The 12,496-nt window shown below is 63.3% G+C and carries 13 protein-coding genes; 10 read left to right on the top strand and 3 right to left on the bottom strand.

The genetic code is table 11. The annotated features are described in order from the left end of the window. The first annotated feature begins 91 nt into the window (after positions 1-91). A complete protein-coding gene (locus tag AC1DX6_RS08890; protein ID WP_477312365.1) occupies positions 92-1,135 on the top strand; it encodes a LacI family DNA-binding transcriptional regulator in 1,044 nt (347 codons plus the stop codon). A 15-nt stretch (positions 1,136-1,150) separates the two neighbouring features. Here the strand turns inward: AC1DX6_RS08890 and AC1DX6_RS08885 are convergent, their stop codons facing one another. After that, the gene (locus tag AC1DX6_RS08885; RefSeq protein WP_477312364.1) at positions 1,151-2,182 is read right to left on the bottom strand and encodes an L-idonate 5-dehydrogenase; all 1,032 of its coding nucleotides are present in this window, start codon (positions 2,180-2,182) and stop codon (positions 1,151-1,153) included. 14 nt (positions 2,183-2,196) lie between these two features. Continuing rightward, the gene (locus tag AC1DX6_RS08880; RefSeq protein ID WP_477312363.1) at positions 2,197-3,165 is read right to left on the bottom strand and encodes a 2-hydroxyacid dehydrogenase; all 969 of its coding nucleotides are present in this window, start codon (positions 3,163-3,165) and stop codon (positions 2,197-2,199) included. A gap of 125 nt (positions 3,166-3,290) precedes the next feature. Between AC1DX6_RS08880 and AC1DX6_RS08875 the strand changes: the two genes are divergently transcribed. The 9 genes from AC1DX6_RS08875 to AC1DX6_RS08835 all read left to right on the top strand — a co-directional run bounded on the left by AC1DX6_RS08875 (position 3,291) and on the right by AC1DX6_RS08835 (position 11,498). Next, a complete protein-coding gene (locus tag AC1DX6_RS08875) occupies positions 3,291-4,028 on the top strand; it encodes an SDR family oxidoreductase (protein ID WP_477313651.1) in 738 nt (245 codons plus the stop codon). Continuing rightward, complete coding sequence (locus tag AC1DX6_RS08870; RefSeq protein ID WP_477312362.1) at positions 3,997-4,575, top strand: gluconokinase; 579 nt, start codon at positions 3,997-3,999, stop codon at positions 4,573-4,575. The genes AC1DX6_RS08875 and AC1DX6_RS08870 overlap by 32 nt, the downstream gene beginning before the upstream one ends. After that, positions 4,572-5,456, top strand: a complete 885-nt coding sequence (locus AC1DX6_RS08865) for an NAD(P)-dependent oxidoreductase (protein ID WP_477312361.1) — start codon at positions 4,572-4,574, stop codon at positions 5,454-5,456. The genes AC1DX6_RS08870 and AC1DX6_RS08865 overlap by 4 nt, the downstream gene beginning before the upstream one ends. Before the next feature lie 80 nt (positions 5,457-5,536). Beyond that, positions 5,537-7,033 carry a sugar ABC transporter ATP-binding protein gene (locus AC1DX6_RS08860; RefSeq protein ID WP_477312360.1) on the top strand — a complete coding sequence of 499 codons (1,497 nt, stop codon included), beginning with the start codon at positions 5,537-5,539 and terminating at the stop codon, positions 7,031-7,033. Between the two features lie 19 nt (positions 7,034-7,052). Further along, positions 7,053-8,108, top strand: a complete 1,056-nt coding sequence (locus tag AC1DX6_RS08855; RefSeq protein WP_477312359.1) for an ABC transporter permease — start codon at positions 7,053-7,055, stop codon at positions 8,106-8,108. A 22-nt stretch (positions 8,109-8,130) separates the two neighbouring features. After that, positions 8,131-9,066: an SMP-30/gluconolactonase/LRE family protein gene (locus AC1DX6_RS08850; RefSeq protein WP_477312358.1), complete on the top strand. Its 936-nt coding sequence runs from the start codon at positions 8,131-8,133 to the stop codon at positions 9,064-9,066. A gap of 60 nt (positions 9,067-9,126) precedes the next feature. Then, positions 9,127-10,242 (top strand): ABC transporter substrate-binding protein, encoded by a 1,116-nt coding sequence (locus AC1DX6_RS08845; protein WP_477312357.1) that lies wholly within the window; start codon positions 9,127-9,129, stop codon positions 10,240-10,242. Between the two features lie 85 nt (positions 10,243-10,327). Then, a complete protein-coding gene (locus tag AC1DX6_RS08840) occupies positions 10,328-10,660 on the top strand; it encodes a hypothetical protein (protein WP_477312356.1) in 333 nt (110 codons plus the stop codon). A 175-nt stretch (positions 10,661-10,835) separates the two neighbouring features. Beyond that, positions 10,836-11,498 carry a GntR family transcriptional regulator gene (locus AC1DX6_RS08835; protein ID WP_477312355.1) on the top strand — a complete coding sequence of 221 codons (663 nt, stop codon included), beginning with the start codon at positions 10,836-10,838 and terminating at the stop codon, positions 11,496-11,498. Positions 11,499-11,726: 228 nt separating this feature from the next. Here AC1DX6_RS08835 and AC1DX6_RS08830 read toward each other — a convergent pair whose 3' ends face one another. Further along, a complete protein-coding gene (locus AC1DX6_RS08830; RefSeq protein ID WP_477312354.1) occupies positions 11,727-12,263 on the bottom strand; it encodes an invasion associated locus B family protein in 537 nt (178 codons plus the stop codon). Positions 12,264-12,496: the final 233 nt, after the last annotated feature.

Genomic DNA, 12,496 nt, shown 5'->3' with positions numbered 1-12,496 from the left:
GGCGCATGAACGAGGCTGGACGCCAGAGGGAGCTTGTGCTCGATAGTCTGGCGTTTGCCTGGAGCAAACCAGCGCCATCAGGTGGAGCGGAATGATGGCCAAGGCAGCCGCATCGAGGCCGGGCGAAAGCCACACGCCGACGATGGTCGACGTGGCACTGCGGGCCGGTGTGTCGACCATGACGGTGTCGCGCGCCTTGAGGGAAGGCAGCCGGGTTTCCAAAGCGACGCGCGAAAAGATCATGGCTGCGGTCAACGACCTTGGCTACGTGCTCGACCAATCGGCCGGCAGCCTGTCCTCGCGCAAGACGGGCTTCGTCGCAGCGATCGTTCCTTCGATCAACAATTCCAACTTCGCCGATACGGCGCGTGGCATTACCGATGAGTTGGAGAGCACCGGGCTGCAGCTCCTGCTCGGCTACACCGACTATACCGTCGAGAAGGAAGAACAGCTGATCGAGGCGATGCTGCGCCGGCGGCCGGAAGGCATCATCCTGACCGGCGGCGCGCATACCGACCGCGCCCGCCGCCTTCTCAAAAGCGCCGGCATTCCTGTGGTCGAAACCTGGGAGTTGCCGGCCAAGCCGATCGATCAGGTCGTCGGGTTTTCCAACGAAGAGGCGATGGGCCTGCTGGTCAAGACGCTCGCCAAAAAGGGCTACCGGAAGTTCGGTTACATCGGCGGCACGACCTCGCGCGACACGCGCGGCAGCCAACGGCGCGAGGGCTTCGTCAGGGCCATCGAGGAACTCGGCCTGCCCACCGGCCGCCTCGTGTCCTTCGGCGTGCCGCCAATCTCCATCGAGCAGGGTGGCCAGGCTGTCGTCTCCATGCTGGAGCGTTGGCCGGATACCGAGGCGGTGCTTTGCGTCTCGGATCTTTCGGCCTTTGGCGCGCTGATGGAATGCAGGCGCCGGGGCATGCAGGTGCCGCAGGACATCGCCATTGCCGGTTTTGGCGACTATGAGGTTGCTGCCTTTTGCCATCCCGGCATCACCACCGTGAATGTGGACTGCTACGGCATCGGGCAACAGGCCGCCCGCAGATTGATCCAGGTGATCCGCGGCGACGAGAAACGGCACGGCCAGGAAATCGTCCTCACCGGCTATCGCGTCGTCGAGCGCGAAAGCACCTGACGTTGCCGTATCGGTTCAGAAGGCGATCTGGACCTTCATCGACTTGTTGCGGTCACCGGCGATCTCGAAAGCGGCAACCGCTTCTTCGAGCGGATAGATGTCTGATAGCAGCGGTTTGACGTCCACCCGGCGGCGGTTGATCAGGTCGACGGCGAGCGTGAACTCGTCGTGGAAGCGGAAGCTGCCGCGCATCTCGATTTCCTTGGCGACGATCAGGTTCTGAGGGATCGACACGTCGCCGCCGAGGCCGAGCTGCATGAGCACGCCGCGCGGCTTCAGCACATCGAGGCCGGCCCGCACGGCGCGCTCGTTGCCGGAGGCTTCGAACATCACGTCGAAACTGCCCTTGTCGACATTGTAGGCCGCGAGCTTTTCGCCGTTGGTCGCGACATTGATGGTGCGGTCGGCGCCGATCTCCAGGGCCTTTGCCAGCACGCCGTCCATGACGTCGGTGGCGACGATTTCGCGCGCGCCATGCGCCCGTGCGGCAAGGATGCAAAGCGCGCCGATCGGCCCGCAGCCGGTGACCAGAACGCGCTTACCGAGCAGCGAGCCGGCGCGGTTCATCGCATGCAGCGTCACAGCGAAGGGCTCGGCGAAAGCGGCTTCGTTGATGGAAATTTGGTCGGCTATTCTGTGGCACTGCCACGCCTCGGCGACGAGGCGCTGGCAGAACGCGCCTTGGATGTGCGGCATCGGCATGGCGCTGCCGTAGAAGCGCATGTTCAGGCACTGGTTCTGCATGCCTTGCAGACAGTAGCGGCAGGCATTGCAGGGGCGGCTGGGCGAGATGGCGACGCGGTCGCCGATGGCAAGCGCGGAAACGCCGCCGCCCACGGCCTTCACCGTGCCGGCGACCTCGTGGCCGAGGATCATCGGCTCGCGCAGCCGGATCGTGCCGAAGCCGCCATGATTGTAGTAGTGCAGGTCCGAGCCGCAAATGCCACCGGCTTCGACGGCGATTTCCACCTGTCCATCGCCGAGGACGCCCGGATCGGTCTCCTCGATCCTCAAATCTTTTGCTGCATGGATGACGATCGACTTCATGATGTGATCCTGTCTCAGACGACCGGCGTCAGCAAGGTCCGCCCGCCGAAATGGGCCGCGAGGTTGTCGCGAACCAACTGACCCATGGCCTTACGGGTCTCCACCGTGCCGCTGCCATGGTGCGGTTGCAGCACGACGTTGGAAAGCTTCACGAAGCGCTCGTCGATCTTCGGTTCATTCCAGAACACGTCGAGCCCGGCGCCCTTGATCTCACAGGATTCCAGCGCGGCGAGCAACGCTGTCTCGTCGACGGTGCTGCCACGCGCAATGTTGATCAGGATGCCATCCGGCCCGAGCGCTGCCAGAACCTCTGCGTTGACGATGTTCCTGGTGCCTTCGCCGCCGGCCAGCGTGACGATCAGGAACTCGCTCCGGCGTGCCATCTCAACCAGATCGCCAACGAATTCGTAAGGCAGGTCGTCATGTTTGCGGGTGCCGAAATAGGCGATCTCGCAGTCGAAGGCAGAAGCGCGCCGGGCCACCGCCTTGCCGATACGACCCATGCCGACAATGCCCAGCCTCTTCCCATAAACGCGCGTGACCAGCGGCAAGTTGGCCTTGCGCCAGCTGCCGTCGCGCACATAGGCATCGGCCTGCGGAATCTGCCGCGCCACGGCGAGCAGCAGCCCGATGCCGATATCGGCGACGTCCTCGGTCAGCACGTCAGGTGTGTTGGTGACGCGGATGCCGTTTTCCCTGGCATAGGCCAGGTCGATGGCGTCGGTACCCATGCCGTAGCAGGAGACGATTTCGAGCTTCGGCAGTTTCGCCATCAGCGCAGCACTGGCGCCAAGTTCGCCGCGCGTTGCGATGGCGCGGATGGCGTCGGAATGGCTTGAAATCAACGCATCCTTGTCGTCGGCCTGCCAAAGCTTGTGGACGCGATATTTCGCTTCGAGGTCCGCCATGTCCCAGTCCGGATAGGGGCCGGTCATCAATATGTCGGTCACGGCGTCGTCTCCCGCGTATCTGCATTTTTCCATTGACTATGTTATCGATAACATTCATGTCAATAGGCACTGGCGGCGGCGCGGCGGAAATCGTATCCCGCTTCAGGAACATTCCTCGGGAGGAGCACTTGAGCAGTTCGTTGTTCGATTTGACCGGCATGCGGGCGCTGGTCACCGGTTCGGGGCAGGGCATCGGCCTGGCCTTGGCCGAGGGGCTGGCGCAGCATGGCGCCGAAATCGTGCTCAACGGCCGCAGCGCCGAAAAGATCAAAACGGCCGCGGATGCGCTGGCGGCGAAAGGCTACAAGGTCCATAGCGCCGTCTTCGACGTCACCGATCATGCGGCGGTGGCGAGTGGCGTCGCCGAGATCGAGGCGACGATCGGCGCAATCGACATTCTCATCAACAATGCCGGCATGCAGTTTCGCACACCGCTCGAGGATTTTCCCGCCGACAAATGGGACGAATTGCTGCGCACCAACATCTCGAGCGTCTTCTTTGTCGGACAAGCGGTGGCGCGGCACATGATCCCGCGGCGGCGCGGCAAGATCATCAACATCGCTTCGGTGCAAAGCGAACTGGCGCGCACCAACATTGCGCCCTACACAGCCACGAAAGGCGCGGTGCGCAACCTGACGCGCGGCATGTGCGCCGACTGGGCCAAGCATGGCTTGCAGATCAATTCCATCGCGCCGGGCTACTTCAAGACGCCGCTCAACCAGGCGCTGGTCGACAATCCCGAATTTTCAGCCTGGCTGACCAACCGCACGCCGGCGGGGCGCTGGGGCGATGTCGGCGAGCTGGTCGGCGCGGCGGTGTTCCTGTCCGGACCGGCCTCATCCTTTGTCAATGGACACACGCTCTATGTCGACGGTGGCATCACGACCTGTCTTTGAACCCGCGCTCATCGTCGTGATGGGCGTCAGCGGCTGCGGCAAGACCAAGGTTGGCGTCGAGATCGCCGCCCGGCTCGGCCTTGCCTTCGTCGAAGGCGATACGCTGCATCCGCGCGGCAATGTCGAAAAGATGTCGGCGGGCATCCCGCTTGCCGACGACGATCGCTGGCCCTGGCTGGATCTGGTCGGCGCAGCCTTGCGCCAGGCGCGTGAGGAGGGCCGCGGGCTGGTCGTCTCCTGTTCGGCGCTCAAGACATCCTATCGCGATCGGCTTCGCCATGCGGCGGGCGGGCCGCTGTTTTTCGTATTCCTGGAGGGCTCGCGCGCGCTGCTGCAAGCCAGGCTCGCCGCGCGCCGCGATCATTTCTTCCCGCCGGCGCTGCTCGACAGCCAGTTCGCCGCGCTGGAACATCCCGGCGACGAGAAGCTGGTGGTCACCGTGGATATCGACGCCCCGGTCGACAGGATTGCCGATGCGGCGTTGCGAGGCCTGGGCGCCTTTGGCGTCGGCCCCGCCAGGATCAAGGAAAGAGGCTCGTTGAGATGACGCAAGCTGCAAAAGTCGCCGTTGTCGGTGCCGGCATCATGGGGTCGGCAATCGCCACCCGCCTGATCGAGGCCAAGCAGGCGGTCACGGTGTTCGATCTAGACAAAGCCAAGGTCGCCGCCCTGACCGCGAAGGGTGCGACTGCCGCCGCATCTGTTGCCGAGGCAACGCAGGCGAGCGACTTCGTCATCCTCAGCCTCAACCATGCCGATATCGTGCGTTCGGTGGTGTTCGGCGATGCCGGTGTCGCCGCTGCGGCGTCATCGGGGAAGCTGCTGATCGACATGTCGTCGATCGACCCGGCCGACACCGCTGTGATGGCGAAGAAGCTCGCGGCCGAGACCGGCATGAAATGGCTCGACTGCCCGCTGTCGGGCGGCGTTCCCGGCGCGCTGGCCGGCCGGCTGACCGTCATGGCGGGCGGCGACGCCGCAGACTTCGAACAGGCGCGTAAGGTCATGCAGCACCTCTGCGCCAACTATACGCTGATGGGGCCGAGCGGGGCAGGGCAGACGACCAAGCTGATCAACCAGCTGTTCTGCGCGGTGCTGTTCCAGGCCGTCGCCGAAGCGGTCAAGCTTGCCGAAGCCGGCGGCGTCGATCCGAAGGCCATCCCAGCGGCGCTGAAGGGCGGGCGGGCCGATTCCAGCATCATGCAGGAGTTCATGGCAAAGTTTGCCGCCCGCGATTTTTCGGCCACCGGCCGCATCGACAACATGCTCAAGGATCTGGATTCGCTGCAGGCCTTTGCGCTGAAGACCAAGACGCCGATGCCGATGACCGGGCAGGTGGTCGAGATCCACCGCCTGCTCTGCGCCGCCGGGCTGGGGCCTCGGGATTCTGCCGAAATGATGCGCCTGCTCGACGGCAAGACCAGTTAGGCAGAGAGCCCTGATTTTGTCGCTTGACGCTCAGAAATGTTATCGATAACATCAATTGGCGATCTCGGGAGGAACGCTTTGTGACTGAGGAAAAACTGATCGAGTTCAAGTCGATTACCAAGGAGTTCGGCGGCACCCGCGCGCTCTCCGACGTGACGCTCGATCTGCACAAGGGCGAGATCCTGGCACTGCTCGGCGAGAATGGCGCCGGCAAGTCGACGCTGATCAAGACGCTCGCCGGCATCTACCGTCCCGATGGCGGCAGCATCCTGTTTCGCGGCGAGCCCTATCACCACCGTCCGCCGCGGCCGAACCAGCGCCAATCCGTCGCCTTCATTCACCAGGATCTCGGCCTGATCGAATGGATGACAGTCGGCGAGAATGTCGGCCTCGCCCAGGGATTTTCGCTGCGCTCTGGCCTCATCGACTGGCGCTCCACCGAAGAGCGGGCACGCGAGGCGCTGAAGCTGGTCGGTTGTGATTTCGATCCGACGACGCGCGTCCAGGATTTGACGCGTACCGAGAAATCGCTGGTCGCCATCGCTCGCGCTTTGGCCACCGAAGCCGATGTGCTGGTGCTCGACGAGCCGACCGCCAGCCTTCCGGCCGACGAGGTCGACCGCCTGTTCGACGCCATCCGTCCGCTCAAGCAGCGCGGTGTCGGTATGATCTATGTCTCGCATCGTCTCGACGAGATTTTCCGCATCGCCGACCGCGTCGCCGTGCTGCGCGATGGCAGGCTGGTCGGCCAGAAGAAGGTCGCCGACACCAGGCCGGACGAGCTGGTCGAGATGATCGTCGGCCGTCCAGTCAGCCAGGTTTTCAGCAAGGCTGAGACGCAGGCCGGCGAGACGGTCTGTGCTGTCCGTGACCTCGTCTGCACCGGCGCCGGCCCGGTGTCGTTCGATGTGCGCAAGGGCGAGTTGCTCGGCCTGGTCGGCCTGCGCGGTGCCGGGCAGGAACTGGTCGGCCGGGCGCTGTTCGGCTGCCAGGCCTTTTCGGGTTCGGTGACGATCAATGGCGTTACGCCCGATCTGTCGAGCCCGATCGCGGCAATGTCGGCCGGCGTCGGCCTCATCGCCCGCGACCGAACCGAGGAATCCATCGCCGCCTCCTTGTCGATCCGCGAAAACAGTTTTCTCAATCCCGGGGCCGGCAAGCGCGGCCTGTTCTCGTTCCTGGCGCCTCACAAGGAGGCCGCCTTGGCGCAAGTGATCGGCGGGTCGGTCGGGTTGCGCCCCAACGATCCGAACCTGCCGATCGAGGCGCTTTCTGGCGGCAACCAGCAAAAGGTGGTCGTCGGGCGCTGGCTCCACACCGGCCGCACCTTGCTGATCGCCGAAGATCCGACCGCCGGCGTCGATGTCGGCGCCAAGGCCGAGATCTACCGGCTGATCGGCCGCGCGCTTGAAGCCGGCCTCGCCGTCGTCGTGGTGTCGACCGATTTCGAGGAGATCGCCCATATCTGCCACCGCGCTTTGGTGTTTTCGCGCGGACAGATCGTGCGCGAACTCACCGGCAACGATCTCACCACATCCGCCGTGATCACCGCGGCATCGGCTTCCGAAGCCGCCTGATTTTTCTGGGAGCGAACCCATGCAATCGATCGAATCCAGCGCACTCGAACCGACCCGTGGCGAAATGGCGGGTTTGCCGTTGGGGCAGAAGATCATCCGGCTGCTGCCGGTCTACGGGCTGGTGATCCTGACGGCGCTGCTGATCCTTTTGTTTTCGATCCTGCTGCCGAACACGTTTCCGACGCTGCTCAATTTGCGCTCCATCATCTCCGACAAGGCAATCATCGCGTTGCTGTCGCTGGCAGCGATGATCCCGATGGCGTCCGGTCGCATCGATCTCACCGTCGGCTACGGCATCGTGCTGTGGCACATCCTCGCCATCAGCCTGCAGACCATGTTCGGCGTTCCGTGGCCGCTGGCGGTGATCATCGTGCTGCTGCTTGGCGCCGCGACCGGCTTCCTCAATGGACTGCTGGTGGAAGTCGCCCGCATCGACTCTTTCATCGCCACGCTCGGCACCGGCACCGTGCTCTATGCGCTGGCGCTCTGGCACACTGGCGGCAGGCAAGTGGTTGGCGTGCTGCCGAACGGGTTCTACGCACTCAACGGCACGATGGTGTTCGGGTTGCCGATCACCGGCCTCTATGTCTTGGCAATTGCCGTCGCGCTGTGGATCATCCTCGAATATCTGCCGATCGGCCGCTACGTCTATGCCATCGGCGCCAATCCGAAAGCCGCTGCGCTGAACGGCATTCCGGTGCGCCGCTTCGTCATCGGCGCCTTCATCTCGTCGGGTTTCCTGACGGCGCTGACAGGCGTGCTGCTCGCCTCCAAGCTGCGCATCGGCCAGGCCAGCGTCGGGCTGGAATATCTGCTGCCGGCGCTCGTCGGCGCCTTTCTCGGCTCGACCACGATCAAGCCCGGACGCGTCAATGTCTGGGGCACGATGACCGGCGTCATCATCCTGGCGGTCGGCATTTCCGGCATCCAGCAGTTCGGCGGCTCGTTCTTCGTCGAACCGCTGTTCAACGGTGTGACGCTGCTGGTTGCCATCGGCATCGCCGGCTACGCCCAACGCAAGCGCGGCGCGGCGCACAGGGCCAGGATCAAGACCGTGGCGCAGTCCTCGAAGTGAATCGAGCCTCGGGGACCACAACATGAGCGACTACGAGATTTTGGACGATCGCTTCCGAAAACTGACGATCGGGCATGCCAAGCTCGAACGGCTGTGGACCGGCAGCCGCTGGGCCGAAGGACCGGTCTATGTTCCCTCAGCAAGGCATTTGCTGTGGTCGGACATCCCCACCGACCGGTTGCTGCGCTACGACGAAAGCGACGGTTCGGTCAGTGTCTTCGAAACCCATTGCAACAACCAGAACGGCCACACGCTCGATGACCAGGGCCGGGTCGTCGCTTGCGAGCATCGCGGCCGGCGCATCTCCCGGCTCGAACACGATGGGCGCTGGCAGCCGCTGGTCGAAACCATCGATGGCAAGCGGTTCAATTCGCCCAACGATGTGGTGGTCAAATCCGACGGGACGATCTGGTTCAGCGACCCGGTCTACGGCATCGACAGCCATTATGAAGGGATGATTGCCCGGCCGGAGATCAGCGGATCCCACGTCTACCGGTTCGACGAAGCAACCGGCGAGGTGGGTGCGGTCATCACCGATATGGTGCAGCCGAACGGGTTGGCTTTTTCGCCCGACGAGAAAATCCTCTACGTGTCGGACACCGGCGCGAGCCATGTTCAGGGCCTGCCGCGCGCTATCAAGACCTATGATGTCGCCGCGGACGGCCGCTCGTTGCGGTCGCGCGGCACCCTGGCCGAATGCGAGGCAGGATTCTTCGACGGGTTCCGCGTCGATCGCGATGGCAATATCTGGGCCTCCAGTGCCGATGCGGTTCGCGTCTACGCGCCGGACGGGACGCTGATCGGGCGCATTCTGGTTCCCGAAATCGTCTCCAATTTGTGCTTTGGCGGTCCGAACCGCAACCGCCTCTACATCACCGCCCAGACGTCGCTTTATTCCATCTATGTCAACGCGCATCCCGCCGGTTTGGGCCCGGTGGCTGGGCATATCAGCCAGTGACCTGGCGCGCGAAGTCGAGTTCCTGAAGACCAATTTTTTGAAACCAAGGGAGGTACCAACATGCAACGCAGAACATTCCTGAAATCATCCGTCGCCTTGATGGCCATCACAATCGCTGCTCCGGTCCTGTTCGCCGGCCAGGCACGGGCGGATGCGATGGCCGACGCCATGGCGGTGGTCGAAAAATATGCGCAGAAGGTCACCGCCTGGGACGGCCCGACCACCGGTCCGAAGGCGCAGCCAGGCAAGACGATCGTCGTGCTCGCCGGCGACCTCAAGAACGGCGGCATTCTGGGCGTCACCACCGGCGTCGAGGAAGCGGCCAAGGCGATCGGCTGGGAGGTCAAGGTGATCGACGGCGCCGGTTCGATCGGCGGCCGCACCGCCGCCTTCGGCCAGGCGATGGCGCTGAAGCCGAATGGCATCGTCATCAACGGTTTTGACGCCGTCGAGCAGGCGCCGGCGCTGGAACAGGCGAAGGCCGCCGGCATTCCGCTGGTTTCCTGGCATGCCGGACCGGTGATCGGGCCCGACGAAAAGAGCGGCGTGTTCGCCAATGTCTCGACCGACGCCATGCAGGTCTCCACGGCTGCGGCCGACTGGGCCTATGCCGATGCCAAGGGCAAACCCGGCGTCGTCATCTTCACCGATTCGACCTACGCCATCGCCATCGCCAAGGCCGACAAGATGAAGGCGGAGATCGAACGGCTGGGCGGAAAGGTGCTCGAATATGTCGACACGCCGATCGCCGAGACCTCGCAGCGCATGCCGCAGCTCACCACCTCGCTGCTGCAGAAATACGGCGACGCCTGGACGCATTCGCTGGCGATCAACGACCTCTATTTCGACTTCATGGGACCTTCGCTCGCCGCGGCCGGCAAGGCCGGCACCGACGCGCCGATCAATGTCGCCGCCGGTGACGGTTCGGAATCGGCCTATCAGCGCATTCGCGGCGGCCAGTTCCAGAAGGTGACGGTCGCCGAACCGCTCAACCTGCAGGGCTGGCAACTGGTCGACGAATTGAACCGCGCCATCGCCGGTGAGAAATGGTCGGGCTATCTGTCGCCGCTGCATGTGGTGACGGCCGACAATGTCGAGTTCGACGGCGGCCCGAAGAATGCGTTCGACCCCGAAAATGGCTACCGCGACCAGTACAAGAAAATCTGGGGCAAATAAGCGCGCACCAAGGCGGGCGCGTCACCCGATGCGCCCGCAAAGCCGACAGACATCTCCAAGCGCACACAGTCAGGATAGACTCGCCATGATCATTCGCTACGCCCTCTTCGAAGGTGAAATCCATCCCGGGCAAGAGAGTGAATTCCGGCGCTTCGTCAGGGACAGGCTGGTGCCGCTGTGGACACAGTTCCCCGGCGCCGAGGAAGTGCGCGTTCTCGATGGCACGGCGCGCGACGAAGGTGCGCCTACCTATGCCATGGCGCTCGCCATTCGCTATCCCGACATGGAGGCCTGCAACCGGGCGCTTCAATCCGACGTCCGCTTTCAAAGTCGGGAGGTCACCGGTGAACTGTTGAAGATGTTCACGGGGCGCGTGCATCACCATGTGTTCGAGGCCAACGAATACGCACCAGCCTAGTCGCAGCCGGCTCTAAGTATTTGTTTTTACGCAATTCCCTAGGGAAAGCGCTACGCGCTTTTCCCGGAAAAGCCGCTGCGCACTTTTCCTGGAATTGCTCCAGTATCATCAATAATTGCGGGATGCCTGTCTCTGCGGCTAAAGTGGCCGGCCGAGACGGCGCGAGGACGTGATGATGCTCAACGTGGCAGACTATGGCGGCAAGGAAGCCGATGTCGTGCGCGCGCTGGAGGAAGACATCATCTTCGGCCAGCTGGAGCCTGGCGCGCGGCTGGTCGAGGATGTGCTGCTGTCCCGGTTTCCGGTGTCGCGCCACACCATTCGCCAGGCCCTCTACCAGCTCGAAAAGCTCGGCGTCGTTACCCGCGAGCGCAACAAGGGCGCAATGGTGCGGCGGCTGACGCCGGACGAGGTACGGCAAATCTACGAAGTGCGCGAACTGCTGCAGCGCCAGGCGGCGCTGATGATCCCGCTGCCGGCAAGCCAGTCGTTGATCGACGAACTGGTGGAGATCAACCGGATCTACAACGGCCATGTCGATGCTCACTATCTGCGTGGCATCCACGAAGCCAATGACCGCTTTCACATGACCATTTTCTCGGCTTGCGGCAACGATTATCTGGTGTCGTCGATCGATCACTATATGCGACTCAGCCTGCCGATCCGGGCCAATTCGCTGGCCGACCGCGAGAAACTGGAAGTGTCGCGCCAGCATCATGGGTTCATGATCGAGGCGCTGAAGCGGAAGGACAACTGGGTTCTGGCCCAGCTTTGCGTCGACCATCTGCAACCCAGCAAGATCTACTATCTCAAAGAAGTCGAGAAGGCCGGATCCTGACAGAAGCCACTAGCGGTTGCAGCGACAGCCGGGCCGAGGTCAAAGACTCCGACAAAAGCTGTGGCTAATCAGCCCTTGGCGATCTCACCGATATCCGCGTCACATCTGCAACTGTAGTCTCAGCCGGAAACCCCGGTCGAGAATCAGCCGGGGCGGCAAAGTGCTATGGTTCGGGCACTTGGATAGCCGCCGCTACAGGAGTCGACCGGTTTCCCGACTCTTTCGCCGCTACTTGATGGCTTCCAGCTTGTCGATCGCGGCGGTGAAGCCGGCGAGCGAGACCGGAATGGTCACCGGCTTTCGCGTTACCGATTCCATGCCGATGTTGAGGTTGGTTCCCGCTTTCATCGCGGTGACGAGTTCCGGCGACAGCGGCGCAGCAGCGTAGGCGCCGTTCTGGTCGCTGGTCTGGATGGCGACGGTCGTCTTCTGCCCCTGGTCGATCTGGTAGGAGGCGCCGGAGGGCAGGAACAGGCCGTGCGGCAGAGCGAGCAGCATGGCCAGGCTGCCATTGCCCTTGTCGCGGCGCACGGTCACCGTCAACACACGCTGACCGGTCTTGGCCTCGGTCAGGTTTTGCGACACCTGGCACTGAAGCTCGGCCGTCGACGAGGCGCTGGAGCAGTTGATCGCCCACGGATTGGCGTCGGCGGGCTTTGCCTCGACCGGCTTGGCGTCTTCGGCCAGGGCCGATCCCGTCAGGGACAGGGCGAGGCACACGGCGCCAAGCCACGCCGCCCGGCCAGGAATAGTCTTTTGCAACAATGGGAAAGCCACATGGTCCTCGCTGTATTAGGGATTTCTGAGACTTTTGATACAGCAGTTGGGCCTGCCCGGAAAGTCACAACCTGTGAGGGTAGCCGGCGAACTTGTTGTGGCCTTATTGTCACAACAAACAACTTTACAAGTCTTCGAGATGACGGCAAGCATTTCCGGACTCGCTATACATTCGGATTCGGATAAGAATTTCGCGTGCAGCGTGTACTCTTCGAGGGCCC

The organism is Mesorhizobium sp. P2_C4 (assembly GCF_056404575.1).
This window is presented reverse-complemented; position numbering and strand designations above follow the sequence as displayed.

What these genes read in the sequence shown, in the direction of transcription:
- AC1DX6_RS08890 (WP_477312365.1), top strand. Translation starts at nt 92, where the DNA reads ATGATGGCCAAGGCAGCCGCATCGAGGCCGGGCGAAAGCCACACGCCG.
- AC1DX6_RS08885 (WP_477312364.1), bottom strand. Translation starts at nt 2,182, where the DNA reads ATGAAGTCGATCGTCATCCATGCAGCAAAAGATTTGAGGATCGAGGAG.
- AC1DX6_RS08880 (WP_477312363.1), bottom strand. Translation starts at nt 3,165, where the DNA reads ATGGAAAAATGCAGATACGCGGGAGACGACGCCGTGACCGACATATTG.
- AC1DX6_RS08875 (WP_477313651.1), top strand. Translation starts at nt 3,291, where the DNA reads ATGCGGGCGCTGGTCACCGGTTCGGGGCAGGGCATCGGCCTGGCCTTG.
- AC1DX6_RS08870 (WP_477312362.1), top strand. Translation starts at nt 3,997, where the DNA reads ATGTCGACGGTGGCATCACGACCTGTCTTTGAACCCGCGCTCATCGTC.
- AC1DX6_RS08865 (WP_477312361.1), top strand. Translation starts at nt 4,572, where the DNA reads ATGACGCAAGCTGCAAAAGTCGCCGTTGTCGGTGCCGGCATCATGGGG.
- AC1DX6_RS08855 (WP_477312359.1), top strand. Translation starts at nt 7,053, where the DNA reads ATGCAATCGATCGAATCCAGCGCACTCGAACCGACCCGTGGCGAAATG.
- AC1DX6_RS08850 (WP_477312358.1), top strand. Translation starts at nt 8,131, where the DNA reads ATGAGCGACTACGAGATTTTGGACGATCGCTTCCGAAAACTGACGATC.
- AC1DX6_RS08845 (WP_477312357.1), top strand. Translation starts at nt 9,127, where the DNA reads ATGCAACGCAGAACATTCCTGAAATCATCCGTCGCCTTGATGGCCATC.
- AC1DX6_RS08840 (WP_477312356.1), top strand. Translation starts at nt 10,328, where the DNA reads ATGATCATTCGCTACGCCCTCTTCGAAGGTGAAATCCATCCCGGGCAA.
- AC1DX6_RS08835 (WP_477312355.1), top strand. Translation starts at nt 10,836, where the DNA reads ATGCTCAACGTGGCAGACTATGGCGGCAAGGAAGCCGATGTCGTGCGC.